Raw genomic sequence first — 26,917 nt, forward strand, 5'->3', positions numbered from 1 at the left:
ATGCGTCGCCTGAATTTCTGGACTTTATTTAGGAGGGTTTTACAGTGACAAAGTATATTTTTGTAACGGGTGGCGTTGTGTCTTCCCTGGGCAAGGGCATCACCGCTGCTTCGCTGGGCAGGCTGCTCAAGAACAGAGGTCTGAAGGTGACGATCCAGAAATTTGATCCTTATATCAATGTAGACCCTGGAACTATGAGTCCTTATCAGCACGGGGAAGTATTTGTCACCGATGATGGTGCGGAAACTGACCTCGATCTTGGACACTATGAACGGTTTATTGATATCAATCTGTCTAAGAACAGCAATGTGACGACAGGTAAAATTTATTCCTCCGTAATCAGCAAAGAACGGCGCGGGGAATATTTGGGCGGCACGGTTCAGGTTATTCCTCACATCACGAATGAAATCAAGGAACGGGTATACCGCGCCGGCCGCGAGACTGGCTCTGATGTAGTTATTACTGAGATCGGCGGTACTGTGGGTGACATTGAGAGCCTTCCGTTCCTGGAAGCTATCCGTCAGATTAAGGGTGATATTGGCCGGGAAAATGTAATGTATATCCACGTAACCTTGATTCCTTATATTAAGGCTGCGGGTGAAGTAAAGACAAAGCCGACACAACATAGTGTCAAGGAGCTGCGCAGCATTGGGATTCAGCCGAATGTGATCGTGTGCCGTACGGAATATCAGCTTTCTGATGACATGAAAGCCAAAATCGCCTTGTTCTGTGACATCGACGCCAATGCAGTAGTTGAGTGCCGTGATGCTTCCACACTGTATGAGGTTCCGCTTAACCTGCGCGATGAAGGTCTGGATGAGATTGTGGTTAATCATTTGAAGCTGACTACACCTGCGCCGGATATGCGTGAATGGGAAAGCATGCTGGAGCGGATCCAGAAGCTGGAACACACCGTGGAGATCGCTATTGTCGGCAAGTACGTTGCTTTGCATGATGCATATCTGAGTGTGGTGGAGTCGCTTTCGCATGCAGGTTTCGCAGCCAATGCGGAAGTGAAGCTCCGCTGGGTGGACGCCGAGATGGTGACCGACGAGAATGTGGACGAACTGCTTGGCGGAGTAGGCGGCATTCTGGTGCCAGGCGGCTTCGGCGACCGGGGGATTGAAGGTAAAATCTCCGCAATCCGTTATGCCCGTAAGCAGTTGATCCCGTTCTTCGGGATTTGCCTGGGAATGCAGGTTTCCGTTATCGAATACGGCCGTTCCGTGTTGGGACTGGCAGGGGCGAACAGTTCGGAGATTGATCCGACTACATCGCATCCGCTGATTGATCTGCTCCCTGAGCAGAAGGATATCGAAGATATGGGCGGCACCATGCGTCTTGGACTGTATCCTTGCAAGCTTTTGCCGGATTCACTGGCTATGTCCTGCTATGATGATGAATTGGTCTATGAACGCCACCGTCACCGGTATGAGTTCAATAACGCCTACCGCGACGAAATTGAAAAAGCGGGTCTTGTGATCTCCGGGACTTCACCTGATGGACGTCTGGTGGAAATTGTGGAGCTTCCGGGTCATCCTTGGTTCCTGTCGGTACAATTCCATCCGGAATTCACTTCCCGTCCGAACCGTCCGCAGCCGCTCTTCCGTGAATTTGTCAAAGCTTCACTGACTCATTCCGAACAGCTGTAATTCATATGTCAAACCGGCCCTCACGGGTCTTTGAAAGCCTCCATCTGGAGGCTTTCTTCAAAATATGGGGCAGTACAGGTTGTGCGCTATACCTTTTCCTTCATCTCTACAGAAACGGATGTCGTCCTTCGTTAAGGACGGCAAAGCCGTTTTTTTTGGTTATAAGGGTTTGTATACCTTTAATGCTGTTGAGAAATTTAATTTTTATAGTTTTGAATTTACCATTCCCGGGTAGTCAGTATTAACCATTATATGGATTGTATTTACCCATTTTATCCAATTAGCAGGATTTTGGCTATAAAGCACGAATTATAGGTTTCGTATAGACTAAGTTGTAGTGGGCCGTTAGCTGTGCGGAGCGCGGTATAGTCAATCTGCCTTAAATCTGGGAGGGTATGATATGGAAAAGAAGAAAGTTTTAATTGTCGACGATCAGAACGGAATCCGGATTCTTCTCATGGAAGTCTTTAATAGCGAAGGGTATACCACTTTTCAAGCAGCTAACGGAAAATTGGCACTGGACATTGTTCGTAGTGAATCCCCAGACTTGGTTCTGCTTGATATGAAGATTCCGGGAATGGACGGACTCGAAATCCTGAAGCATTTGAAGGAAATCAATCCGGCCATAAAGGTGATTATGATGACTGCCTACGGAGAGCTGGATATGATTAAGGAAGCGACAAAACTCGGAGCACTGATGCACTTTACCAAACCTTTTGACATTGATGAGATGCGGGTAGCCGTGAACATGCATCTTAACAACAAGTCGATAGACCAGTGCAGCTAGTGTTGGAATAGGCGGTTTGGGATGCTCCTGAAATGGACAGTCTAAAGAGGATGAGTTCCGCTAAGGATATGGGCTGGATGAATATCGTCCCACCGGGACATTTTTTTGTGTGCCCTATTTAGTATTTAACACAGGATGTGCTATAATAAGCCTGTATGTGATGTCGGCTTATATATAAGCAACCAACATTCTTAGGAGGATTGAAACCATGCCATTAGTATCTATGACAGACATGTTAAACAAAGCACTTGAAGGAAAATATGCAGTAGGCCAGTTCAACATCAACAACCTGGAGTGGACTCAAGCGATTCTTGGTGCCGCAGAAGAAGAGAAATCACCGGTTATCCTTGGTGTATCCGAAGGCGCAGCTCGTCACATGGGCGGATTCTACACTGTTGTAAAGATGGTTGAAGGTCTTGTTCATGACATGAAAATCACCGTTCCTGTAGCGATTCACCTGGATCACGGTTCTAGCTTTGACAAATGTAAAGAAGCCATTGATGCCGGATTTACTTCCGTAATGATCGACGGTTCCCACCACCCAATCAGCGAAAACATTGAAATGACTAAAAAAGTCGTTGACTATGCACACGCTAAAGGTGTTTCTGTAGAAGCCGAAGTAGGTACAGTTGGCGGACAAGAAGATGACGTTATCGGCGGCATTCAATATGCTGACCTGAACGAATGCGTAAGCATTGTTAAAGAAACCGGCATCGACACTTTGGCTCCGGCACTTGGTTCTGTACACGGTCCTTACCATGGCGAGCCTAACCTCGGATTCAAAGAAATGGAAGAAATCCGCAACGCGGTTAAACTTCCACTGGTTCTGCACGGTGGTACAGGTATCCCTGAGCACGATATCAAGAAATCGATCTCCCTGGGTACTTCCAAAATCAACGTAAACACTGAGAACCAAATCGCATTTGCTAAAGTAGTTCGCGAAGTTCTTGCTGCTAAACCTGATGCTTACGATCCACGTACATTTATCGCACCAGGCCGCGATGCCATCAAACAAACCGTTATTGGCAAAATCCGCGAGTTCGGATCCAGCAACAAAGCGTAATTTATTTCAGCCCTTAACGGACGAGCTACCCTTGTTTAGAGTGCTCTTTCCTTTGTGCATCTGCACAGATTAATATCTTTATGCACCGGGACAGGTTATTTAACGCTGTCCAGTTGAATAGTTTGATATGGAAAGCACACCGCTTAGCCGGTGTCTTTCCATTTTATTCACCAAAAATGCCACAGCAGGTATTGCCGGATAAGTTGCAATACACGTAGGGGGAACCAGATAAATCTATGGAAAAATTAATGATTGGCGGTGGACGTCCGCTAGAGGGCGTTGTAACCATCAGCGGAGCGAAGAATAGCGCAATTGCGCTTATTCCTGCGGCGATTTTAGCCGAATCTGAAGTTGTTCTGGATAATTTGCCCTCCCTTAGTGATGTGGCTGTTTACTCTGAAATTCTGGAAGAGCTTGGTGCGACTGTGTCGTGGTCAGGCAACCAGATGAGAATTGATCCCTCCCGTATCGTCTCCATTCCAATGCCTAATGGCCCCGTCAAGAAATTGCGGGCTTCATATTATATGATGGGAGCACTTCTTGGAAGATTCAAAGAAGCGACAATTGGTCTTCCCGGCGGCTGTAATTTTGAACCCCGCCCCATTGACCAGCACATTAAAGGTTTTGAGGCGCTGGGAGCGACCGTAACCAATGATCATGGTTCGATTCATCTTTATGCCAAGGAACTGCGCGGTGCGAAAATTTATCTGGATGTGTCCAGCGTTGGAGCGACCATTAACATTATGCTTGCGGCTTCACGGGCCAAAGGCTCTACAATTATTGAAAATGCGGCTAAAGAGCCTGAGATTATAGATGTAGCTACCCTATTAAACTCTATGGGCGCAGTTATTAAAGGCGCCGGTACCGAAACCATCCGGATCGAAGGTGTTACGGAGATGCATGGCTGCCGTCATTCCATCATTCCCGACCGGATTCAAGCTGGGACATATATGATTGCTGCTGCAGCGACGCGCGGCAACGTGTTAATAGATAACGTTATCCCCAAACATTTGGAGGCATTAACCGCCAAACTGCTGGAGATGGGCGTAGAAATTGAAGAACTGGACGAAAGCATTCGTGTTATCGGCAGAGCCCAATATGAGCATGTCGATGTTAAGGCTTTGGTATACCCCGGTTTTGCCACCGATCTTCAATCCCCGATGACAAGTATATTGACCCAGGCTGAGGGAGTTAGCGTCCTTAGCGATTTTGTCTACAGCAACCGGTTTAAGCATGTACCGGAACTCGTGCGGATGGGCGCAAAGATCCGCGTAGAAGGGAGATCCGCCATTATTGAAGGCGGCAGGCTTAACGCTGCTAAAGTAAAGGCTGCCGATTTGCGCGCGGGTGCGGCGCTGGTCATTGCCGGACTGACTGTTCAGGAAGGCATTACCGAGGTGACGGGTGTGGAATATATTGACCGCGGATATGATAATCTTGTTAGCAATCTCCGTAATTTGGGTGCCGAGGTCTGGCGCGAGAACGAATAGAAATTGAGGTTGCCTGAGGAATTGGGAGGAGTAATATTTGCCTCTTAACTGCATATCTCCTTCCAATTTGGGTAATCCTATCCTAATGAGCAATTTAATAGACTCATATTTTGCCCGAACTCATACAAAAATTGAATAGGTGGTTATTACATGGATCTTCAAATTTCCGATCTGGAAGAAATGAAGCTGACCGATCTGTATAAGCTGGCTAAGAAATACCAGATTCCCTACTACGGAACGCTCAAGAAACGGGAACTGATCTTTGCGATTCTTCGTGCACAGGCGGAGCAAAGCGGGCTCATGTTCATGGAAGGCGTACTGGAAATTTTGCCTGAAGGTTATGGTTTCCTGAGGCCGATTAACTATTTGCCCAGCGCGGAGGATATTTATATCTCGGCTTCGCAAATTCGCAAATTTGATTTAAGAAGCGGCGATCTTGTTTCCGGGAAATGCCGCACACCGAAAGAAAATGAACGTTATTTTGGATTGCTTCAAGTAAATGCCGTGAATGGCGAGAATCCTGCCAGTGCAGCGGAGCGCTTGCATTTCCCGGCGCTGACACCTCTTTATCCGCAAGACAAGCTGCCGCTCGAAACATCCCCTACTCATTTATCTACCCGAATAATGGATTTACTTGCTCCTGTAGGTTTGGGGCAGCGCGGTTTGATTGTAGCACCTCCCAAGGCAGGAAAAACGCTCCTTCTGAAAGAAATAGCCAACAGTATCTCCACTAATAATCCCGAGATTGAACTGTTTGTATTGCTGATTGATGAACGTCCAGAAGAAGTAACTGATATGCAGCGCTCTGTAAAAGGCGAAGTGGTTGCATCCACATTTGATGAGCTTCCGGAGAATCATATTAAGGTAGCTGAGCTTGTCCTGCAGCGGGCACTGCGTTTGGTTGAGCATAAAAAGGATGTTGTTATTCTGCTGGATAGCATTACCCGGTTGGCGCGCGCCTATAACCTTGTGGTTCCTCCTTCTGGCCGGACACTTAGCGGGGGGATAGATCCTGCGGCGTTCCACCGTCCGAAGCGTTTCTTTGGCTCTGCGCGGAATGTAGAAGAAGGCGGAAGCCTGACGATCCTTGCAACAGCGCTGATTGATACCGGATCGCGTATGGATGATATCATTTATGAAGAATTTAAAGGTACGGGCAACATGGAGCTGCATTTGGACCGCAAGCTGGCGGAACGCCGCATCTTCCCGGCAATCGACATCCGCCGTTCAGGCACGCGCCGCGAAGAGGTGCTGCTGAGCAAGGAAGAACTCGATACCATTTGGGCGATCCGCAAAAATATGAACGAGTCGTACGATTTTGTAGAGGGATTCATCAAAAAGCTGCGTGACACCAAGACCAATGCCGAATTCCTGGCGTCTTTTGATGTGGCCGGAGGCAAAGAGGGTTCATCGGCAAGCGGTACAGCCAGCAATGGCGGGACTTCCAATAGCGGCTCGTCGGCGCGCCGGACAACACGGCCCAAGACACCTACTGTTCCTACAACCTGAGAATTGATATAAGAGGAGACTAACATGTATTTGGTATATGCCGACGGGCAAGGAAACGTATATGATCATCCCGAGCTGTACGGGCTTGCCCGCAGCGGAGATATGATTGTTGAGATGCTGGAGGAAGAATTGATTCCGCTGCCGGAAGGCGCGACACTGGTAGGACTGCCTAATACGCGGGCAGTGGGCATGAACCCCGAGACAGGGGAAATGCTGCCGTTGCCGGAAGGTTTGCAGGCTGTAGGTGCACTGTTGCCGCAGGGTTTTACAAGGCTCTGTCTTCCTGGTTATGTCAAGACAGACAAGTCATATAAGCTTCCGCTGTTCGGATATTCCGCTGTAGTGTGGAAGGATGGCGGCTTCTATGTAGCTGCTGATCTTACGGATGATCCCGAACAATGGAACCCTTTGAATTGTGACCGGGAGAATGTGGAAGCCGGAGTCGGTGATTTGACCGCCAAGTATCCGGAGAACCGTCTATATGATCATCTTTCCAACTGCGCGCTGGGCTATGAATGCCTGACTTCCTCAAATACCTTTTTAGGTCGTTGGGAAGGTGCAGTTCCGGTCTCCTATTCTTGCAATGCCGGGTGCTTTGGCTGTATTTCCGAACAGCCTGATGACAGCGGGTTTGTATCGCCGCAGACCCGTATGAACTTCCGGCCTACGGTGGATGAAATTTCTCAAGTCATGCTGGAGCATCTGAAGACGCCCCAGTCCATCATCAGCTTCGGTCAGGGGTGTGAAGGCGAGCCTTCCACACAGGCCAAATTAATCATTGAGTCTATTCGTGAAGTGCGTTCGGTTACCGATATGGGCTACATCAATATCAACACCAACGCCGGGCTGAGCGACCATATCCGCGGGATTGTTGACGCAGGGCTTGATTTGATGCGGGTGAGTACGATCAGTGCCTTGGATGACCATTACAACGCTTACTACAAGCCTCGCGGCTACACTTTGGCGAATGTGGAGAAGTCGCTGAAATACGCTGCGGCCCAGGGTGTATATACGTCTATCAATTATCTGATTTTCCCCGGGGTCACGGATCGCGAGGAAGAAATTGAGGCCATGGTGGAGTTTGTAAGACGAACGGATCTGAAACTCATTCAGATGCGTAATCTGAACATTGATCCCGAGAGCTATTTAGAACTCATTCCTCCGGCGCAAGGCGAAATTCTGGGTATGAAGACCATGCTTGAGATTTTCCGCGAGGAACTTCCGGGTGTGGCTATAGGCTCCTTCACTCATGTCCCTCCAGCGGATTTGGCCCGTGCCAAACAGCGCAGAGTCCATATGTAGCACGGAAATATGGGCTTTAAATATATTGCAGACTTCTACCTTTCATGCTAAAATACCGTTGTATGTTTAATAACTCTGGGTCCGCATGAGTCCTAGGGCATGAGAGGTGAAATTGAAATGCAACAAGCAATCCAACCAAAGTACAACCTTACTAAGGTAACCTGCGCATGTGGCAACACATTCGAATCCGGTTCTGTTAAACAAGAGCTGCGCGTCGAAATTTGCTCTAACTGCCATCCGTTCTTCACTGGCAAGCAGAAATTCCTTGATGCCGGTGGTCGCGTTGATAAATTCAAGAAGAAATACGGCATCTAATCAGCCTTGCCTTTCAGTGGCATAAGATTGGACTGCCCCTTGGCTTTTTAGCCAGGGGGTTTTTATATACTAGAGGAAAATAATGCCATTACCGCTTGTCGGGTTGATTTTTACCAGGCGGTGAGCTATACTTATCTTCGCCGTGCTAGACGGGGAGGTAGCGGTGCCCTGTAACTCGCAATCCGCTGTAGCGAGGTTGAATTCCTGTTAGAGGTGCTGTCGATGTGAGGCCTTGGTCCCTATGGACTGTGTTGACGGTTGGGTCCTCCGCAATGAGTGCTTGTGAACCTGGTCAGGTCCGGAAGGAAGCAGCCATAAGCAAGTTTACTCTTGTGCCGGAGGGTGGCCTAGCCCGAGCAGTCTTGTAGGGTTGCCGCTTGGATCGCAGCCATCAATAACAGGTGCACGGTTTTATATTATAAACATATCGTTAATGATAGCGTCTTTGCCACAAGCAAAGATGCTTTTTGTTTTTGGTCAAAGTCTGGGGAATATAGTATAATAAATTAGCGACAAATGCCGGAAAGCGGCAGCCTAAGAAAGGGTAATGCATAGTGGAACATATCGCGCTGTACCGTGCTTGGCGGCCGCAGTCGTTTCAAGACATGGTAGGACAACAGCACATTATCCAGACGCTGCAGAATGCGATTCGTGAACAGCGGGTTTCGCATGCCTACCTGTTCAGCGGCCCGCGGGGAACCGGCAAGACGAGTGCTGCCAAAGTGCTCGCCAAAGCGGTCAATTGCGAGCGCGGTCCGGGTCCGGAGCCATGCAATGAATGTCCATCCTGTGTACGGATTTCTGCTGGCAACGTAATGGATGTGCAGGAAATTGATGCGGCCTCCAACCGGGGTGTTGAAGAGATTCGCGATCTGCGGGATAAGGTGAAATATGCGCCTACCGAAGTACGCCGTAAAGTGTATATTATTGATGAAGTGCATATGCTGACAACAGAAGCGTTCAACGCTCTGCTAAAGACGCTGGAGGAGCCGCCGCCCCATGTCATGTTCATTTTGGCGACGACAGAACCTCATAAATTGCCGGCAACGATTATTTCCCGCTGCCAGCGTTTTGACTTTCGAAGAGTATCGCTCGAAGAGCAGACTGGCCGGCTAGCTGAAATCTGTGAGAAGGAAGGCATTACTGCAGATGTAGATGCATTGCAGTACATTGCCCGTCTTTCCGATGGGGGGATGCGCGATGCTCTCAGCATACTGGACCAGATTTCTTCCTTTACAGACGGAAATGTGACTTACCAGCAAGTGCTGGGGATGACGGGCGGAATTCCTTCTGAGCAGTTTGCCCGCCTTGCAACAGCCATTCTGGAAGGTGATATGGGTCTGCTTCTGGAACTTGTCGAGCAGCTTATGCACGAAGGCAAAAGCGCCGACAAATGTCTGGAGAACCTGCTGTATTATTTCCGTGATCTGCTGATGATCAAGATGGTGCCGGGCGCGGATCAGCTAACAGACCGGGTTCTCAATCCGGCTGAATTCCGCGATATGGCAGCAGCGTTCTCCCGGGAGCGGCTGTTTGAAATTGTCGAGACCCTGAACCGCTATCTGGGAGAAATGAAATATGCTACTCATCCGCAGACTTTGTTTGAAGTGGCGCTGATGAAGTTATGCAGCCTGCAGCAGGGCGGAGGGGCTCCCATTCTGGCGGCTGCCCCTGGCTCAGCGACCTCCCTGCAGCCTTCAGGGGGCAGCTCCTCCGTGGATTCGGGGGAACTGGAGCTTCTCAAGCGTCAGATTGCCGCATTGGAGAAGAAGCTCGAGCAGGCTATGCAGTCCGGGGGGATATCCGGTAACGGCTCAAGAGATCAGGCTTCCGCCCAGAAGCCAGCCCAAAGCTCGGCTCCACGAATCTCCTCACCCTCCAAGCTGCCTCCGCAGCTGGATAAATTCATCGCCGGTAAAGACAGTGCTGATTTCGCTTCGGTGTTTAAACAATGGAGTGTCGTCTTGCAAGGGGTGAAGGAGGAGAAGGTAACCGTGCATGCCTGGTTTGTTGACGGTGAACCTGTGTCTGTAATGGAAGATGCGGTGCTTGTGGCCTTTAAGAACACAATTCACCGGGATACCACAGAGAAACCGGCTAACAGACAGGTGATTGAGAATGTGTTAGCTGCACGGCTGGGTAAACCCTACCGTCTGGTCACGATACTTCTGCGCGACTGGAATGAAGCGGCGCAGAAGTCTGCTGCACAACCGGGCAAGGAGGAGCTTCGTCTCGAGCATGAGCATGAAACTGCGGAGACAAAGACTGAACCATGGATTGACGAGGCCATCCAGCTCTTTGGAGAAGACCTTGTTGTCATAAAAGAGTAGCATTTAAGCCTATGAGCGCAATAAGCGCATTCCAAAGGAGAGACGACTTATGAATAATATGAACCAAATGATGAAACAGGTTAAAAAAATGCAGGAGCAAATGCTCAAAGCCCAAGAAGAGCTGGGAAGCAAGACGATCGAAGGTTCTTCCGGCGGCGGCGTGGTTACCGTTCAAGTGAATGGCCATAAGAAGCTGCTGTCCATGCAAATCAAACCTGAGGCTGTTGATCCGGAAGATATCGAAATGCTGCAGGATCTTGTCATCACAGCTGTAAACGACGCCCTTACCCAGGCTGAAGAGCTGGCTAACAACGATATGGGTAAATTCACCGGCGGAATGAAGATCCCTGGCTTATTCTAGGCCTACTCCACTCCAGACCAAAGGAGAACCATCAATTTGTATTATCCAGAACCGCTAGCCAAGCTGATCGAAGCTTTTACACGTTTGCCCGGGATCGGCCCGAAGACAGCAGCCCGGCTGGCTTTTCATGTACTCAACATGAAAGAGGATGAAGTTATTGATTTTGCCAAAGCGCTTGTCAGTGTCAAACGCAATCTTCATTACTGCTCGGTCTGCTGCAACATTACGGACACCGATCCATGCCGTATATGTCAGGACAAAACCCGAGATACCTCAGTGATCTGTGTGGTACAAGACTCCAAGGATCTTGTAGCCATAGAGAGAACCAAGGAGTTCGACGGCTACTATCATGTGCTTCAGGGTGCAATTTCACCGATGGAGGGCATAGGTCCTGACGATATAAGACTCAAGGAACTGTTGACCCGTCTGAGCGACGAGAGAGTGAAAGAGCTTATTATGGCCACTAACCCCAATATTGAGGGTGAAGCTACGGCCATGTATATCTCCCGTCTGGTCCGTCCGTTCGATATTAAAATCACCAGAATAGCCCATGGCTTGCCCGTGGGGGGCGATTTGGAGTATGCGGACGAGGTTACCTTATCCAAAGCTTTGGAAGGCCGTCGTGAGCTCTAAGCAGTTCTGACATCATAATCAGCAAAGGAAGCCCGTGAGGGCTTCTTTTTTGTTTACGAGGGCGCATACGTCCTTTTAACGATACATTACATACAAGATAAGCTATGAACCGCCATCTTACCTTGTGGGACTTTTTTAGTTCTAAGTTTGTCCCCATCTTTATATGAATGAGAATATGCAAAACGCGGAAGCTGCGTTATCAAAGCATAGAATTATTCTTGAGGGGGAATCGCAAATGGGTTGGTGGGGCTCCAGAAAGCAGCGAAACGATGCAAAAGATGTTCAAGTGTCAGACTTGGATGAGCACTGGAATGTATTCCTCGACGTGTGCAAAGCACAAGCGGAGTGGCAAAGAGCTTATTTGATGTTTGATGAGGCGCTGGGACAGGATCAAATTGACTACGCGATATATATTCTGGAGGCAGCAGAACGCAAATATCAGATTCATCTTAAGCATGCTAAAAGCTTGGGGCTTAACCGCAGTCTATTATAAGCTTGGACAAGATATGTAAAGGGGGAGCACAATGCTAAGATTGGCTGCAATGGGTGTATTGATATTATCCGGGTTATTATTGATATTAATAGTTTTTCGTAAAAAATTGGGCTGGGCCTGGCTCAGTTTGTTTGGAACTCATCTTATTCTTGCTGCACTGGGTATTTATATAGTGAATTTCTCCGGATTGCTTACGGAAGTTTATCTTCCCTTAAACCCGGCAACCATAGGCGCCGTAACGGTTCTTGGACTTCCGGGAGTCCTGATGCTGCTCGGTTTAAAAATAACTTTGTTTTAATGGTTGACGCATGTTATTAATTTATGATACATTAAGTCTCGGCCCTTTGGACAAGATATCACTTGATAACTTGCCAATAAGGAAAGCTAAAAAAGAAATTAAAAAAACGCTTGACTGAAGCAAGGGTGCTGTGATATATTATAAAGGTCGCTGCTGACAAGCAACGACGACGAAAAAAGAGACATTGATCTTTGAAAACTGAACAACGAGTGAGTGGGAAATCACGTAAGTGAGATCCAAAACTGATGAGTTTCACAGCGTATTTATACGCTTTAGAAATTTCATCGAGAGAATGTAAATTCTCGTCAGATGTTTCAAATTGAGCAATCGCTCTTTCTAAATACCAATTTGGAGAGTTTGATCCTGGCTCAGGACGAACGCTGGCGGCGTGCCTAATACATGCAAGTCGAGCGGAGTTATGAAGGAGCTTGCTCTGGAATAACTTAGCGGCGGACGGGTGAGTAACACGTAGGCAACCTACCTCTTTGACTGGGATAACTACCGGAAACGGTAGCTAATACCGGATAATTCCTTTGTTCACATGGACGGAGGATGAAAGGCGGAGCAATCTGCTACAAGGAGATGGGCCTGCGGCGCATTAGCTAGTTGGTGGGGTAACGGCTCACCAAGGCGACGATGCGTAGCCGACCTGAGAGGGTGAACGGCCACACTGGGACTGAGACACGGCCCAGACTCCTACGGGAGGCAGCAGTAGGGAATCTTCCGCAATGGGCGAAAGCCTGACGGAGCAACGCCGCGTGAGTGATGAAGGTTTTCGGATCGTAAAGCTCTGTTGCCAGGGAAGAACGTCCGGTAGAGTAACTGCTACCGGAGTGACGGTACCTGAGAAGAAAGCCCCGGCTAACTACGTGCCAGCAGCCGCGGTAATACGTAGGGGGCAAGCGTTGTCCGGAATTATTGGGCGTAAAGCGCGCGCAGGCGGCTATTTAAGTCTGGTGTTTAAACCTTGGGCTCAACCTGAGGTCGCACTGGAAACTGGGTGGCTTGAGTACAGAAGAGGAAAGTGGAATTCCACGTGTAGCGGTGAAATGCGTAGATATGTGGAGGAACACCAGTGGCGAAGGCGACTTTCTGGGCTGTAACTGACGCTGAGGCGCGAAAGCGTGGGGAGCAAACAGGATTAGATACCCTGGTAGTCCACGCCGTAAACGATGAGTGCTAGGTGTTAGGGGTTTCGATACCCTTGGTGCCGAAGTTAACACAGTAAGCACTCCGCCTGGGGAGTACGGTCGCAAGACTGAAACTCAAAGGAATTGACGGGGACCCGCACAAGCAGTGGAGTATGTGGTTTAATTCGAAGCAACGCGAAGAACCTTACCAGGTCTTGACATCCCTCTGAATCCACTAGAGATAGTGGCGGCCTTCGGGACAGAGGAGACAGGTGGTGCATGGTTGTCGTCAGCTCGTGTCGTGAGATGTTGGGTTAAGTCCCGCAACGAGCGCAACCCTTGACTTTAGTTGCCAGCAGGTAAGGCTGGGCACTCTAGAGTGACTGCCGGTGACAAACCGGAGGAAGGTGGGGATGACGTCAAATCATCATGCCCCTTATGACCTGGGCTACACACGTACTACAATGGCCGGTACAACGGGAAGCGAAGCCGCGAGGTGGAGCCAATCCCAGCAAAGCCGGTCTCAGTTCGGATTGCAGGCTGCAACTCGCCTGCATGAAGTCGGAATTGCTAGTAATCGCGGATCAGCATGCCGCGGTGAATACGTTCCCGGGTCTTGTACACACCGCCCGTCACACCACGAGAGTTTACAACACCCGAAGTCGGTGGGGTAACCCGCAAGGGAGCCAGCCGCCGAAGGTGGGGTAGATGATTGGGGTGAAGTCGTAACAAGGTAGCCGTATCGGAAGGTGCGGCTGGATCACCTCCTTTCTATGGAGAATCGTTTCCTGCAACGGAAACATTCAAATCGGAAGCTTAGCTTCCAAAACACTCACTCGTGTTCAGTTTTGAAAGAGCAAGTCTCTTTCGTATGCGTTTGGTGGCGATAGCGGAGGGGTTCCACACGTACCCATCCCGAACACGACCGTTAAGTCCTCCAGCGCCAATGGTACTTGGACCGAAGGGTCCTGGGAGAGTAGGACGCTGCCAAGCGGACAACCAATTCGTTGGTTGATTCAAAAATGTTATATATGTTATATGGGCTTTTAGCTCAGTTGGTTAGAGCGCACCTCTGATAAGGGTGAGGTCGGTGGTTCGAGTCCACCAAGGCCCACCATATAACATTAAATTCCTTTATGGGGCCATAGCTCAGCTGGGAGAGCGCCTGCCTTGCAAGCAGGAGGTCAGCGGTTCGATCCCGCTTGGCTCCACCAAAATGATTTAAACTCAATACTTCTTTAAACTTGATCCTTGAAAACTGGATACCGAAACGAATTTGCGTTTTAGAACATCTTTTAGCTGAAACTTGTGTAAACAAGTTTTAATTATAGCGATGCTAGCGATTTTCCTAACGGAAAACGCATTGGTTAAGCTAATAAGAGCACACGGAGGATGCCTAGGCGCCAGGAGCCGACGAAGGACGTGGCGAACAACGAAACTGCCTCGGGGAGCTGTAAGCAAGCTTTGATCCGGGGGTGTCCGAATGGGGAAACCCAGCTGTGGTAATTCGCAGTTACTTCTCTCTGAATACATAGGAGAGATAGAGGCAGACCAGGGGAACTGAAACATCTAAGTACCCTGAGGAAGAGAAAACAATAGTGATTCCGTCAGTAGCGGCGAGCGAACGCGGAACAGCCTAAACCAAGGGGCTTGCCCCTTGGGGTTGTGGGACGTCTCACATGGAGTTACAAAGGAATATGGTAGGTGAAGAGGTCTGGAAAGGCCCGCGATAGAGGTAAAAGCCCTGTAACCTAAACTGTGTTCTCTCCGAGACGGATCCCGAGTAGTGCGGGGCACGTGAAACCCCGTATGAATCCAGCAGGACCATCTGCTAAGGCTAAATACTACCTGGCGACCGATAGTGAAACAGTACCGTGAGGGAAAGGTGAAAAGCACCCCGGAAGGGGAGTGAAATAGAACCTGAAACCGTGTGCTTACAAAAAGTCAGAGCCCGATCTAGGGGTGATGGCGTGCCTTTTGTAGAATGAACCGGCGAGTTACGTTTAACATGCAAGGTTAAGGTGAGAAGCCGGAGCCGCAGCGAAAGCGAGTCTGAATAGGGCGATTTAGTATGTGGACGTAGACCCGAAACCGTGTGATCTACCCCTGTCCAGGGTGAAGGTGCGGTAACACGCACTGGAGGCCCGAACCCACGTATGTTGAAAAATGCGGGGATGAGGTGGGGGTAGCGGAGAAATTCCAATCGAACTCGGAGATAGCTGGTTCTCCCCGAAATAGCTTTAGGGCTAGCCTCGGTGAATGGAGTGGTGGAGGTAGAGCACTGATTGGGTGCGGGGCCCGCAAGGGTTACCAAGCTCAGTCAAACTCCGAATGCCATTAACTTCTTGCCGGGAGTCAGACAGTGAGTGCTAAGATCCATTGTCAAAAGGGAAACAGCCCAGACCATCAGCTAAGGTCCCCAAGTGTGTGTTAAGTGGGAAAGGATGTGGAGTTGCACAGACAACCAGGATGTTGGCTTAGAAGCAGCCACCATTGAAAGAGTGCGTAATAGCTCACTGGTCGAGTGACTCTGCGCCGAAAATGTAACGGGGCTAAACACACCACCGAAGCTATGGCTAGATGCTTTGCATCTGGGGTAGGGGAGCGTTGTATGTGGGTTGAAGGTGTACCGTAAGGAGCGCTGGACAGCATACAAGTGAGAATGCCGGTATGAGTAACGAAAAGATCAGTGAGAATCTGATCCGCCGAAAGCCCAAGGTTTCCTGAGGAAGGCTCGTCCGCTCAGGGTAAGTCGGGACCTAAGGCGAGGCCGAAAGGCGTAGTCGAAGGACAACAGTTTGAAATTACTGTACCACCGTAATCCGCTATGAGCGATGGGGTGACGCAGGAGGGTAGTGACGCGGACTGATGGATGTCCGTCTAAGCAGTGAGGCTGGTGTGTAGGCAAATCCGCACACCGTTAAGGCTGGGCTGTGATGGGGAGCGAAAATTATAGTAGCGAAGGTCATGATCTCACACTGCCAAGAAAAGCCTCTAGCCAGGAGAAGGTGCCCGTACCGCAAACCGACACAGGTAGGCGAGAAGAGAATTCTAAGGCGCGCGGAAGAACTCTCGTTAAGGAACTCGGCAAAATGACCCCGTAACTTCGGGAGAAGGGGTGCCTCGGTAGGGTGAATAGCCCGAGGGGGCCGCAGTGAAAAGGCCCAAGCGACTGTTTAGCAAAAACACAGGTCTGTGCGAAGCCGCAAGGCGAAGTATACGGGCTGACGCCTGCCCGGTGCTGGAAGGTTAAGGGGAGCGGTTAGGAGTAATCCGAAGCTGTGAACCGAAGCCCCAGTAAACGGCGGCCGTAACTATAACGGTCCTAAGGTAGCGAAATTCCTTGTCAGGTAAATTCTGACCCGCACGAATGGCGTAACGACTTGGGCGCTGTCTCAACGAGAGATCCGGTGAAATTTTAATACCTGTGAAGATGCAGGTTACCCGCGACAAGACGGAAAGACCCCATGGAGCTTTACTGCAGCTTGATATTGAATTTGGGTACGATCTGTACAGGATAGGTGGGAGCCGTAGAGGCAGGAGCGCAAGCTTCTGCGGAGGCGCCGTTGGGATACCACCCTGATCGTATCTAGGTTCTAACCTAGTGCCCTAATCGGGTACGGGGACCGTGTCAGGCGGGCAGTTTGACTGGGGCGGTCGCCTCCTAAAGAGTAACGGAGGCGTTCAAAGGTTCCCTCAGAATGGTTGGAAATCATTCGAAGAGTGCAAAGGCATAAGGGAGCTTGACTGCGAGACCTACAAGTCGAGCAGGGACGAAAGTCGGACTTAGTGATCCGGTGGTACCGCATGGAAGGGCCATCGCTCAACGGATAAAAGCTACCCTGGGGATAACAGGCTTATCTCCCCCAAGAGTCCACATCGACGGGGAGGTTTGGCACCTCGATGTCGGCTCATCGCATCCTGGGGCTGAAGTAGGTCCCAAGGGTTGGGCTGTTCGCCCATTAAAGCGGTACGCGAGCTGGGTTCAGAACGTCGTGAGACAGTTCGGTCCCTATCTGTCGTGGGCGCAGGAAATTTGAGAGGAGCTGTCCTTAGTACGAGAGGACCGGGATGGACGTACCGCTGGTGCATCAGTTGTTCCGCCAGGAGCATGGCTGAGTAGCTACGTACGGACGGGATAAGCGCTGAAAGCATCTAAGCGTGAAGCCCCCCTCAAGATGAGATTTCCCAATTAGTAAGACCCCTTGAAGACGACGAGGTAGATAGGTTGGAGGTGGAAGTGCAGCAATGCATGGAGCTGACCAATACTAATCGGTCGAGGGCTTATCCAACAAGTAAGACGCAGATTCGTTTCGGATTCAGTTTTCAGGAATTAAGGTTCCTGAATGAATTTACATGGCACCAACTTGTTTGGAGAGATACCCAAGTGGCTATAAGGGGACCCTCTGCTAAGGGGTTAGACTGCGTAAGCGGTGCGAGGGTTCGAATCCCTCTCTCTCCGCCATTTCAAATTCATAATATTGTTAGTGTGGCGGCGTAGCTCAGCTGGCTAGAGCGTACGGTTCATACCCGTGAGGTCGGGGGTTCGATCCCCTCTGCCGCTACCATACAACCCGGAGGCTTAGCTCAGCTGGGAGAGCATCTGCCTTACAAGCAGAGGGTCGGGGGTTCGATCCCCTCAGCCTCCACCATTTTCACAATTCAACACCGTTTCAACATTTTTACACCGTGCCGGTGTAGCTCAACTGGTAGAGCAACTGACTTGTAATCAGTAGGTTGGGGGTTCAAGTCCTCTCGCCGGCACCATTATTTCTACAAATGCGGAACCGTGGTGTAGTTGGCCTAACATGCCTGCCTGTCACGCAGGAGATCGCGGGTTCGAATCCCGTCGGTTCCGCCATTTTTTATGTTTTATGGCTTTTTTTATGGCTCGGTAGCTCAGTCGGTAGAGCAAAGGACTGAAAATCCTTGTGTCGGGGGTTCGATTCCCTCCCGCGCCACCATATATGGAGGCTTAGCGAAGTGGCCAAACGCATCAGACTGTAAATCTGCTCACGTACGTGTTCGGTGGTTCGAATCCATCAGCCTCCACCAGTTTTATGAGCCATTAGCTCAGTTGGTAGAGCACCTGACTTTTAATCAGGGTGTCGAAGGTTCGAGTCCTTCATGGCTCATCCCAATCAGAAAGTCATCACCTTCGGGTGGTGGCTTTTTTGTGTTATCGTCATACCGCATGAAAATGAAATTGCTGACAGCGAGTTTAAAATTTCTGTCTCCGTTTAATTATAAGTTTATAACACTGAGCAGAAATGAGGGGATTCCCGTTATATATGATGCAATTATTGTTGGAGGCGGTTTTGCCGGCCTGCAGGCAGCGATTCAATTGGGACGTTACTCTACGCACCATGTGCTTGTGATAGACGCGGGAGGGGGAAGATCTAACATTTGCCGCAATTATCATAATATATTGGGCTGGCCAGAGGGAATATCCGGTGAAGAGCTTAGGGCAAGGGGGAGGCGACAGGCTGAAGTTGCCGGTGTGGAGTTTGCTGCGGATAGGATTACTAAGGCAGAGAAGCAAAATGGTTTGTTTCAGCTGAACGGTTCCGAGAATCAGTGCTATAGTTCCAAGACATTGCTGCTTGCAACAGGTGTAATGGACCGCTTTCCTGAGCTGCCGGGGCTCGCAGCTACACTAGGGAAAACGGTATATGTATGCCCGGATTGTGATGGCTACGAAATTCAGGACCGGCAGACCCTATTGCTGGGCTCAGGAGACGCAGGGGCAGATATGGCTTTTGTTTTGCGCGAGCGTACGGGTGATCTGACTTATATCAATCATGAATGCCAGCCGGTATCGGCAGAAAACCGCCAACGTCTTGATGAGCAAGGGATCTTATACGTAGAGGAAGCAGTTGCTCGAATTGATGAAGAGAATGATGGAATCATTAAAGCGGTAATCCTAGAGAGCGGAGATACTTTGCTTGCAGAGCGAGGGTTCATCGCCTTTGGGAACAATGCGGTACATTCGGAACTTGCGGCAGAGCTTGGGGTGAAGCTTCATAAGAACAAGCATATCGAAGCTGATAAGCGTTCATTAATGACCAATGTAGAGCATTTATGGGTGGCTGGTGATGTTGCTGTTCATGCAGAGCAAGCTACAGTTGCAATGGGGGAGGGAGCGTTAGCCGGTATTTGGATGCATAAAGAGTTAAAGAAGATATCGGTAAGCTTGCCGCTGTCTAAGCAAAAACATAGCGAAATAGTAAAACAAAATAAATGATTCCTCAAATTGTCGATTGTGTCTTAGTAATCGGAGGGACCAGGCCGCATAATGTTGTGAATTATGATAAAATAGGCGAAAAGAGCAAAAGTGGTGGAGTATGGTGACGATGGATAGTGAGGCATTGCGTCAAAAATTGGAGCAGCTCACCGGAAAAAGAACCGGAATCAAACAACTCGGGAGGCAGCATTCAGCTTCTCTTTTTGGCATAGGCAAAGAAGAGTTGGATCAGCCGGTCACTCATGAAGGGCATCTCTGGGTACCATTGTATGAGAACGAGGGAAGAATAACTGCGATTTGGGTAGAGATGGATGGCCTTTCGGCTCTGGAATTGCAATTGGTCAATTATGCGGCACGGAATTTTGCTGTCGCGCTCAAGGCCACAGGGTTAAAGGAAGAAGGAGAAGTAGAGGCCCGGCAGCTGAGCAACTGGCTGAATTCGCAGCTCGAGCAAGAGAAGAATGATGCAGAGATTCCTGACGAAATCACTCTGAAGGGACGTTTGTTCGGCGAGATGATTCCTTTTCTGCTGGTGAGTGAGAATGTCCACAATCCGCAGATCTCTTACCGTTCGCTTATGAAGCTGCTGCGTAGTTATTTTGAGAACGAAATATTGCTGATCCCCCTGCAGGAGAAGGAATGGTTAATTTTAGCCCGCAAGGAATTACTGACCGGCGGGGATGATAAGGACGATGAGGAAGAGAGTGCAGATGAGCTGCTGTCACAGACCTGTATGGGGCTGCATGAGCTGATTGCCAGTGAGTGGGTAGGTGTATTCCATCTGGCGGTTGCACCGGCGATCATCCCGGTAAAAGGTTTGACAGGCTCGGTTGCGCTGCTGCGGGAAACGATTGTTTTGGGACGGATTTTTCAGGTTGGCGACTATATTCATCTCCCGTGGGAGCTGCACATGGAGCGGCTGGTGAACAGTATCCCTGATGAGCGGCGCAGGCAGCTGCTAGGACAGATCGGTGACTATACTTCAGTGCTGGCGGATAAGGAAATGCTGCTGACGCTGGAAACCTTCTTCGAGATGGACTGCAATGTCAGTGAGACCGCGAAAAAATTATACATCCACCGCAACACGCTCCTATACCGGTTGGACAAGATCAAACAGGAGACCGGAGCCGATGTACGGAGCTTTGGCGACGCAGCAATTGTAAAGTTAACCATGTTATTGTATAAAGTGACGAAAAGAAAATAGGATTTTTGTGAACGTTGCAAATAGCCAGCGAGGCACGTCTGGGGTAAGATAAATGTACAAGAAAGCGATTTATTTATAATCAACTAATAACTCGAGGGGGAAATACAATGGCAGGCGTACGTTTAGAGCATATTTTCAAAAAATACCCGGGTTCCGATAAAGCAACAGTAATCGACATCAATCTTGATATTAAAGATAAGGAATTCCTCGTACTGGTTGGACCTTCCGGTTGTGGTAAATCCACTACCCTGCGTATGATTGCTGGTCTGGAAGAAATCTCCGAAGGTAAAATGTACATTGGCGACCGTGTAGTCAATGACGTTGCACCTAAAGACCGCGATATCGCGATGGTATTCCAATCCTACGCCCTGTACCCGCATATGAGCGTGTACCAAAACATGGCTTTCGGTTTGAAACTGCGTAAAGTGAAGAAAGAAGAAATCGACAAGAAAGTTCGCGAAGCTGCGAAAATTCTCGATATCGAGCACTTGCTTGAGCGTAAACCTAAAGCACTGTCCGGTGGTCAACGCCAACGTGTCGCTCTAGGCCGCGCTATCGTCCGTGATCCGCAAGTCTTCTTGATGGATGAGCCACTTTCCAACTTGGATGCTAAACTTCGTGGTCAAATGCGTGCTGAAATCACAAAACTGGTTAAACGCCTTGAAACCACTTGTATCTACGTAACGCATGACCAGACAGAAGCTATGACGATGGGTGACCGTATCGTAGTTATGTATGATGGTATCATTCAACAGGCAGCTTCTCCTGAAGAACTGTACAATGAGCCTACCAACCTGTTCGTAGCCGGATTTATTGGTTCCCCAACTATGAACTTTATCAATGGTACTCTGTCCGATGTTGGCGGCGCTGTCCGCTTCCGCGCTGAGAACCTTGATGTTGAAGTTCCAGGAGGCAAAGCTACAATCCTGCGCAGCAAAGGCTACATCGGCAAAGAAGTGATCATGGGCGTTCGTCCAGAAGATATCCATGAAGAACCAGTATTCCTGGAAGCTTCCCCGAACACAATCTTCACTTCGCTGGTAGATGTTACGGAAAACCTTGGTCATGAAATGCTCCTTTACTTGAGCGGTCTGGGCAGCAACACTGTAATTGCCCGTGTAGATGGACGTTCCACTACCCGTGAAGGCAGCAAGCCTAAATTGGCAATTGACATGAACAAAATCCACATCTTTGATAAAGAATCCGAACTTAACGTATTGTTGGGCTAAGATAGAAATATCTTTCCCTTTAAAGAAAGCCGCCTGAAAGGGCGGCTTTTTTGTCTTCTTGGAGCCTTCCGCTAATGACCTCCTAAGCTATAGGAATAGATGGGCAGAATATAAGCAGGTTTTGGGTTCAACTCCTTATATACCAATGGATCTAAGGGCAAGGTAGCAGGTATTAAGATTGCATTAAAGGGGATTATCAATTAAGATAGCAGGAGAATTACCTACGGATGGAATGGAAAGAGTTGTTAACCAAATGTAGGAAAGCGGACATAACCGTTAGGTGACGAAAGGACGGACATACATGGCTAAGAAGGTAAAAGTATCGGAATTGGTACAGCATTTTCAATTAGAGGTTGTTTCCGGGCATGAAGGTCTGAAGAGACCGATTACAGTGGATGACTTGAATCGGCCCGGGCTGGAAATAGCAGGTTATTTCGAATATTATCCGGAAGAACGAGTACAGCTGCTGGGCAAGACAGAGCTGGCCTTCTTTTCTATGCTTTCGGAGGAAGAGCGCAAGAGCCGGATCCGCGGGATCTGCAAGGATAATACACCCTGTATTGTCATTACAAGAGCGTTGGATGTACCGCAGGAGCTGATTGACATCAGCAACGAAAAGGGGCTTCCAGTGTTGCGCAGCTCGATGGCTACAACGATTTTTTCCAGTAGACTGACCAGCTTCCTTGAAGGCAGACTTGCTCCTACAGCAACCATTCATGGCGTTCTCTGCGATGTATACGGTGTAGGCATGCTGATTACAGGCAGCAGCGGCATTGGTAAAAGCGAAACGGCACTTGAGCTCGTTAAACGCGGACATCGCTTGATCGCGGACGATGCCGTGGAAATCCGCCAGACCTCCGATAACCAGCTGCATGGTACGGCACCGGAGCTGATCCGCCATTTGCTCGAAATCCGCGGTGTCGGAATTATAAATGTAATGACACTCTTTGGTGCAGGCGCAATCCGCAATCATAAGCGTATTACGCTGGTGGTTCGGCTGGAAGCCTGGCAGCAGGACAAGCAATATGACCGGCTTGGTCTGGACGAAGAAACAACACGGATTATCGATACGGATGTTCCTCTCGTAACGATTCCGGTACGGCCAGGACGAAATCTTGCAGTTATTATTGAGGTTGCGGCCATGAACTACCGCTTGAAGCAAATGGGCTTTAACGCGGCTCTGCAGTTTACCAATAAACTTACAGCTACCATATCTGAAGACATGGATGATCTGGACTAGGAGTGTGAGAGAATGTTTTTTTCATTAGCGATTAATCCCATTGTATTCTCCATCGGTTCACTACCCGTTCACTGGTATGGTTTGATCCTGGGGTTCGGCGCACTTGCCGGATTATTCCTCGCGATTCAGGAAGGCAAACGGTTTAATATTTCCCAGGAATTCTTTATGGATATGCTGCTGCTTGGAGTGCCGTCAGCAATCATTGGCGCACGGATATATTTTGTAGCTTTTAAATGGGAGGACTATAAGGATAACTTTATAGATGTCTTCAAAATATGGAACGGCGGAATTGCCATCTATGGAGCCTTAATCGGGGCCATTATTTGCGCCATTATCTATTTCCGCTATAAAGGGTACCCATTCTGGCGTGTTGTGGATATTTGCGCGCCTGGACTGCTGGCCGGACAAATGATTGGCCGATGGGGCAACTTTATCAATCAGGAGGCTTATGGTGGGGTTGTAGAGGAGTCGTTCCTGCGCGATAAGCTGCATTTGCCTGACTTTATCGTCAATCAAATGTACATAGAAAATGCGTTCCATCATCCAACCTTCCTGTACGAATCTCTGTGGAGCCTGCTGGGTATTCTACTCCTTATGGTGCTTCGCCGCCAGAGGTTTGTCCGTGCGGGTGAAATCTTCTTATCCTACTTTATCTGGTATTCAATCGGCCGTTTCTTCATTGAAGCCTTGCGTACTGACAGCTTGGGCTTTACCGGCAGCAGCGGTGTAGCTTCATTCGTCAACGGCCTGTGGAGCCCGATGAAATGGATGGGCTTTGAACAAGGGTACTTTGATCCTGCCTATGGAAATATCCGTATCTCGCAGCTGCTCGCTTTGCTGATTATCGTGGCTGCCGTAGTACTTATTATTGTGCGCCGGGTAACCGGCCAATCTAAGGCTCATTATTCCGATCCTATTGTCAGCACCAAGCCGGTCGCGGCAGATTCTGTGGTCCCGGAGAATGCAGTCAACACACCGCAAAAAGCCCCGCAGGCGGCACCGCCTGACAAGGTCAAGTCTGAGGATGCGGAACCGAAGGAGTAGTAACCCGATGATAGAATGCGTTCTTTTTGATCTGGACGGAACGATTGTGAATACCAATGAACTGATTATTGGCTCTTTCATGCATGCGCTGAAGGAGAATAATCTTCCGTCTCTGACCCGGGAGCAGATTATCCCCCATATGGGAACAACACTTCATCAGCAGCTGAGCGCGTTCTCCGGCCTTGAGGATACAAGCGTATTGGAGAAGTCCTACCGTTCTTACAACTACGCGCATCACGATGAGCTGATTGGTTCTTTTCCGCGTGTGAATGAAACGATGGAGGAGCTGTCGCGGCGTGGGATTAGAATGGGGATTGTAACGACGAAGATTCGTCCAACTACGCTCAAGGCACTGGAGATGTTCGATCTGCTGAAGTATATGGAAACTATAGTAACGGTTACTGATGTGACAGAGCCTAAACCGCATCCAGAGCCGGTGCTGACAGCTATCCGCAACTTAGATGTTGACCCGCAGCATACCTTGATGGTAGGCGACAGCATTGTAGATATCCAATCGGCCAAAGCGGCCGGTGTGCCTGTAGCAGCTGTAGCCTGGTCACTTAAAGGGGAAGAGACGCTGCGTAAATATGAGCCGGATTATATTATCCACGACATGACGGATTTATATGAGATAGTCCGGCAAGGGACGAAGGAATCGTGAGAAACCTAACCCGCTATCCGGTGGAGGGGCATAATTCACTCTGGTACATTTACCGAACGGTCAGCCCATGGAAGGGCGTCCGTAATTTTATTTTTATCCAAATTGCCCGGTATTGCCCCATCCTTCCGCTCAAGAACTGGATTTATCGCCGGATCCTTGGCATGAAGGTAGGTAAACATACGGCATTTGGACTGATGGCAATGGTGGATGTATTTTTTCCGGAGAAAATTACGGTCGGCGAAAACTCCATCATCGGCTATAACACCACCATTTTGGCACATGAGTACCTGATTAAAGAGTATCGGCTCGGTGAAGTCATTATTGGTGAAAATGTTCTGATTGGTGCCAATACAACCATTCTTCCCGGTGTAACGATCGGAGATGGCGCGGTTGTGGCGGCGGGTTCGGTTGTGCATAAGCATGTGGCGGCTGGCTCGTTTGTCGGAGGCAATCCGCTGCGGGAGCTGCGCCCGGAGGACTCGTCAGAACGGTTAGACCGTACAGAGGACTATAGTTAGAAACAAACCGCTTACGTATTTTACTTGTCCAGGATGCATTTTGATGTCTTTTGGGTATAGTTACGTAAGGCGGTTTTTTTCGTTATAGAGGAGCAGCGACAGATAAGTTACAGGCATCGTATCTCTTTGCATAGTCAATCTGAAGGAGATGAGAGATTTAAAGTGAATTCCATCAAAAAGGAAAGGCTGCCCCAGTTGGATATTTTCCGGGCTTTGGCCATACTCGGTGTACTGCATGTACATGCCACATCGTTTGCAGCAGGAGAGCAGGCACTTCAATCGCCTTATTATGTTTGGATCAACGGGGTCAATATTTTTTTTAGATTTGGGACCCCCTGTTTTATTTTTCTTAGCAGTTTTGTTCTGTTCTATAATTACTACGGCCGTCCGGTTACCCGCGGGCTGATGCTTAACTTTTACCGCCGGAGACTAACGTATATCCTTTTGCCTTATCTGCTGGCCTCCATCGGATATCATCTATTGGTTCTCTACATAAACGGCCAATTACTTGATGATCCGTTAACGAATCTATCCTCTTTTATGTACGCCCTCATTACAGGCTCTGCCTATACTCATTTGTACTTCGTATTTATCAGCATTCAGTTCTATTTGGTCTTTCCGCTAATCCTGCAACTGATGCAGAAATCAAAAACAATGGTCACCTGGGCTATACCGACCGGTCTCATCATTCAGTGGGCTTTTGTATTCCTGAATAAATATCAGCTGCAACTTGTGGATAAGGCCAGCTATGCTCCAACGTATATGGCTTACTACATGATGGGGGCTTATCTTGCGATTCATTTTGACAAAATCAAGCCTTGGCTGGAACGCCCCTTCAAAGCGTGGTCCAACAAACAAACCGGAGAGACCCTTGTGCTCTGGGGCAGTTGGCTCGCTGCGGCCTTCATTCAGATTCATCTATGGTATCAAGGCCGGCATTTTGGCCATTGGGTCAACTCGCTGTGGTACGAGCTGTTCTGGAATGTTCACTCTATGTTATCGGCGCTTGTACTGCTCCATGCCACCTTCCTGATATACCGCACAGCTTCCCGCGGGGTTAATGCCTTTATGACGAGGCTAGGAGAAATCTCCTTTGCTGTGTATCTGCTCCATCCGCTCATTCTGGTGCTGTATCGCCGGTTCCGGTATAACATTCCATTGGATTCCTTGGCCTATGTATTATTCGTACATGGAGGGCTTATAGTGGCTCTGGGGGTAAGCTGGGTGGTCGTTCAGATCTCGTTCCGCCGAATCCGGTGGTCCTGGATCGCATTCGGAAGTGTTCCCCGCTCGCTTGCACCTCAACCTAAGCGGGAGCCGGAAGCAGTGCTCACTTTGGATAATAGCCACGGAAAGGCTTAGCGAGTGTTTAAACAGCAAAAAGCCATCCGCATGAAGAATGCCAATGGCTTGA

At 49.2% G+C, this 26,917-nt stretch carries 20 protein-coding genes, 10 tRNA genes, 3 rRNA genes and 1 other RNA gene; all 34 read left to right on the plus strand.

Features of this window, described 5'->3' with window-relative positions; translation table 11 throughout:
* Nucleotides 1–44: 44 nt before the first annotated feature.
* The 34 genes from NST99_RS00525 (at nt 45) to NST99_RS00690 (ending at nt 26,865) form a co-directional block, all read left to right on the plus strand.
* Nucleotides 45–1,652 carry a CTP synthase gene (locus NST99_RS00525; RefSeq protein ID WP_341089104.1) on the plus strand — a complete coding sequence of 536 codons (1,608 nt, stop codon included), beginning with the start codon at nt 45–47 and terminating at the stop codon, nt 1,650–1,652.
* Between the two features lie 400 nt (nt 1,653–2,052).
* The gene (locus tag NST99_RS00530) at nt 2,053–2,439 is read left to right on the plus strand and encodes a response regulator (protein ID WP_341089105.1); all 387 of its coding nucleotides are present in this window, start codon (nt 2,053–2,055) and stop codon (nt 2,437–2,439) included.
* Between the two features lie 208 nt (nt 2,440–2,647).
* A complete protein-coding gene (gene fba, locus NST99_RS00535) occupies nt 2,648–3,502 on the plus strand; it encodes a class II fructose-1,6-bisphosphate aldolase (RefSeq protein ID WP_038584566.1) in 855 nt (284 codons plus the stop codon).
* A 236-nt stretch (nt 3,503–3,738) separates the two neighbouring features.
* Complete coding sequence (locus NST99_RS00540) at nt 3,739–4,992, plus strand: UDP-N-acetylglucosamine 1-carboxyvinyltransferase (protein ID WP_341089106.1); 1,254 nt, start codon at nt 3,739–3,741, stop codon at nt 4,990–4,992.
* Nucleotides 4,993–5,142: 150 nt separating this feature from the next.
* Complete coding sequence (gene rho / locus NST99_RS00545) at nt 5,143–6,501, plus strand: transcription termination factor Rho (protein WP_341089107.1); 1,359 nt, start codon at nt 5,143–5,145, stop codon at nt 6,499–6,501.
* 24 nt (nt 6,502–6,525) lie between these two features.
* Nucleotides 6,526–7,803, plus strand: a complete 1,278-nt coding sequence (locus NST99_RS00550) for a radical SAM protein (RefSeq protein WP_341089108.1) — start codon at nt 6,526–6,528, stop codon at nt 7,801–7,803.
* Nucleotides 7,804–7,920: 117 nt separating this feature from the next.
* On the plus strand, nt 7,921–8,118 hold the full coding sequence (gene rpmE, locus NST99_RS00555) for a 50S ribosomal protein L31 (protein WP_038598301.1): 198 nt from the start codon (nt 7,921–7,923) through the stop codon (nt 8,116–8,118).
* A gap of 140 nt (nt 8,119–8,258) precedes the next feature.
* An RNA gene (gene ffs, locus NST99_RS00560) (signal recognition particle sRNA large type) lies at nt 8,259–8,527 on the plus strand.
* Between the two features lie 145 nt (nt 8,528–8,672).
* The gene (gene dnaX / locus NST99_RS00565; protein WP_341089111.1) at nt 8,673–10,448 is read left to right on the plus strand and encodes a DNA polymerase III subunit gamma/tau; all 1,776 of its coding nucleotides are present in this window, start codon (nt 8,673–8,675) and stop codon (nt 10,446–10,448) included.
* Between the two features lie 49 nt (nt 10,449–10,497).
* Entirely contained in the window at nt 10,498–10,809 is a 312-nt protein-coding gene (locus NST99_RS00570) for a YbaB/EbfC family nucleoid-associated protein (protein WP_038584581.1), read from the plus strand.
* Nucleotides 10,810–10,845: 36 nt separating this feature from the next.
* A complete protein-coding gene (gene recR / locus NST99_RS00575; protein ID WP_038584584.1) occupies nt 10,846–11,442 on the plus strand; it encodes a recombination mediator RecR in 597 nt (198 codons plus the stop codon).
* A gap of 163 nt (nt 11,443–11,605) precedes the next feature.
* Nucleotides 11,606–11,935: a hypothetical protein gene (locus NST99_RS00580; RefSeq protein ID WP_341089112.1), complete on the plus strand. Its 330-nt coding sequence runs from the start codon at nt 11,606–11,608 to the stop codon at nt 11,933–11,935.
* Between the two features lie 31 nt (nt 11,936–11,966).
* Nucleotides 11,967–12,233, plus strand: coding sequence for a pro-sigmaK processing inhibitor BofA family protein (locus NST99_RS00585; RefSeq protein WP_341089113.1), 267 nt, complete (start codon nt 11,967–11,969; stop codon nt 12,231–12,233).
* 345 nt (nt 12,234–12,578) lie between these two features.
* Nucleotides 12,579–14,134 (plus strand): 16S ribosomal RNA (locus NST99_RS00590).
* 105 nt (nt 14,135–14,239) lie between these two features.
* Nucleotides 14,240–14,356: ribosomal RNA gene (gene rrf, locus NST99_RS00595) — 5S ribosomal RNA — on the plus strand.
* A 47-nt stretch (nt 14,357–14,403) separates the two neighbouring features.
* Nucleotides 14,404–14,480: transfer RNA gene (locus NST99_RS00600), tRNA-Ile, on the plus strand.
* Nucleotides 14,481–14,501: 21 nt separating this feature from the next.
* A tRNA-Ala gene (locus NST99_RS00605) sits at nt 14,502–14,577 on the plus strand.
* A 151-nt stretch (nt 14,578–14,728) separates the two neighbouring features.
* A 23S ribosomal RNA gene (locus NST99_RS00610) occupies nt 14,729–17,655 on the plus strand.
* The 16S, 23S and 5S rRNA genes sit together here with 10 tRNA genes alongside, the layout of an rRNA operon.
* Nucleotides 17,656–17,736: 81 nt before the next feature.
* Nucleotides 17,737–17,828 (plus strand) — tRNA-Ser (locus tag NST99_RS00615).
* 26 nt (nt 17,829–17,854) lie between these two features.
* Nucleotides 17,855–17,931, plus strand: a tRNA-Met gene (locus NST99_RS00620).
* 8 nt (nt 17,932–17,939) lie between these two features.
* Nucleotides 17,940–18,015: transfer RNA gene (locus NST99_RS00625), tRNA-Val, on the plus strand.
* A gap of 39 nt (nt 18,016–18,054) precedes the next feature.
* A tRNA-Thr gene (locus NST99_RS00630) sits at nt 18,055–18,130 on the plus strand.
* A 16-nt stretch (nt 18,131–18,146) separates the two neighbouring features.
* A tRNA-Asp gene (locus NST99_RS00635) sits at nt 18,147–18,224 on the plus strand.
* A gap of 27 nt (nt 18,225–18,251) precedes the next feature.
* Nucleotides 18,252–18,327 (plus strand) — tRNA-Phe (locus tag NST99_RS00640).
* Between the two features lie 5 nt (nt 18,328–18,332).
* Nucleotides 18,333–18,418, plus strand: a tRNA-Tyr gene (locus tag NST99_RS00645).
* Nucleotides 18,419–18,425: 7 nt separating this feature from the next.
* Nucleotides 18,426–18,498, plus strand: a tRNA-Lys gene (locus NST99_RS00650).
* Nucleotides 18,499–18,557: 59 nt separating this feature from the next.
* Nucleotides 18,558–19,607 carry an NAD(P)/FAD-dependent oxidoreductase gene (locus tag NST99_RS00655; protein ID WP_341089114.1) on the plus strand — a complete coding sequence of 350 codons (1,050 nt, stop codon included), beginning with the start codon at nt 18,558–18,560 and terminating at the stop codon, nt 19,605–19,607.
* Nucleotides 19,608–19,716: 109 nt separating this feature from the next.
* The gene (locus NST99_RS00660) at nt 19,717–20,811 is read left to right on the plus strand and encodes a PucR family transcriptional regulator (RefSeq protein ID WP_341089115.1); all 1,095 of its coding nucleotides are present in this window, start codon (nt 19,717–19,719) and stop codon (nt 20,809–20,811) included.
* A 107-nt stretch (nt 20,812–20,918) separates the two neighbouring features.
* The gene (locus NST99_RS00665) at nt 20,919–22,040 is read left to right on the plus strand and encodes an ABC transporter ATP-binding protein (protein WP_038584594.1); all 1,122 of its coding nucleotides are present in this window, start codon (nt 20,919–20,921) and stop codon (nt 22,038–22,040) included.
* A gap of 301 nt (nt 22,041–22,341) precedes the next feature.
* Complete coding sequence (hprK, locus tag NST99_RS00670; RefSeq protein WP_038584597.1) at nt 22,342–23,280, plus strand: HPr(Ser) kinase/phosphatase; 939 nt, start codon at nt 22,342–22,344, stop codon at nt 23,278–23,280.
* Nucleotides 23,281–23,292: 12 nt separating this feature from the next.
* Nucleotides 23,293–24,324: a prolipoprotein diacylglyceryl transferase gene (gene lgt / locus NST99_RS00675; RefSeq protein ID WP_341089117.1), complete on the plus strand. Its 1,032-nt coding sequence runs from the start codon at nt 23,293–23,295 to the stop codon at nt 24,322–24,324.
* Nucleotides 24,325–24,331: 7 nt separating this feature from the next.
* Nucleotides 24,332–24,985, plus strand: a complete 654-nt coding sequence (ppaX, locus tag NST99_RS00680; RefSeq protein ID WP_341089119.1) for a pyrophosphatase PpaX — start codon at nt 24,332–24,334, stop codon at nt 24,983–24,985.
* Entirely contained in the window at nt 24,982–25,503 is a 522-nt protein-coding gene (locus NST99_RS00685) for an acyltransferase (RefSeq protein WP_341089120.1), read from the plus strand. Before ppaX ends, NST99_RS00685 begins: the two co-directional genes overlap by 4 nt.
* A 162-nt stretch (nt 25,504–25,665) precedes the next feature.
* Nucleotides 25,666–26,865: an acyltransferase gene (locus NST99_RS00690; protein WP_341089122.1), complete on the plus strand. Its 1,200-nt coding sequence runs from the start codon at nt 25,666–25,668 to the stop codon at nt 26,863–26,865.
* Nucleotides 26,866–26,917 lie beyond the last annotated feature (52 nt).

Source organism: Paenibacillus sp. FSL L8-0470 (genome assembly GCF_038008625.1).
GTDB lineage: Bacteria > Bacillota > Bacilli > Paenibacillales > Paenibacillaceae > Paenibacillus_AQ.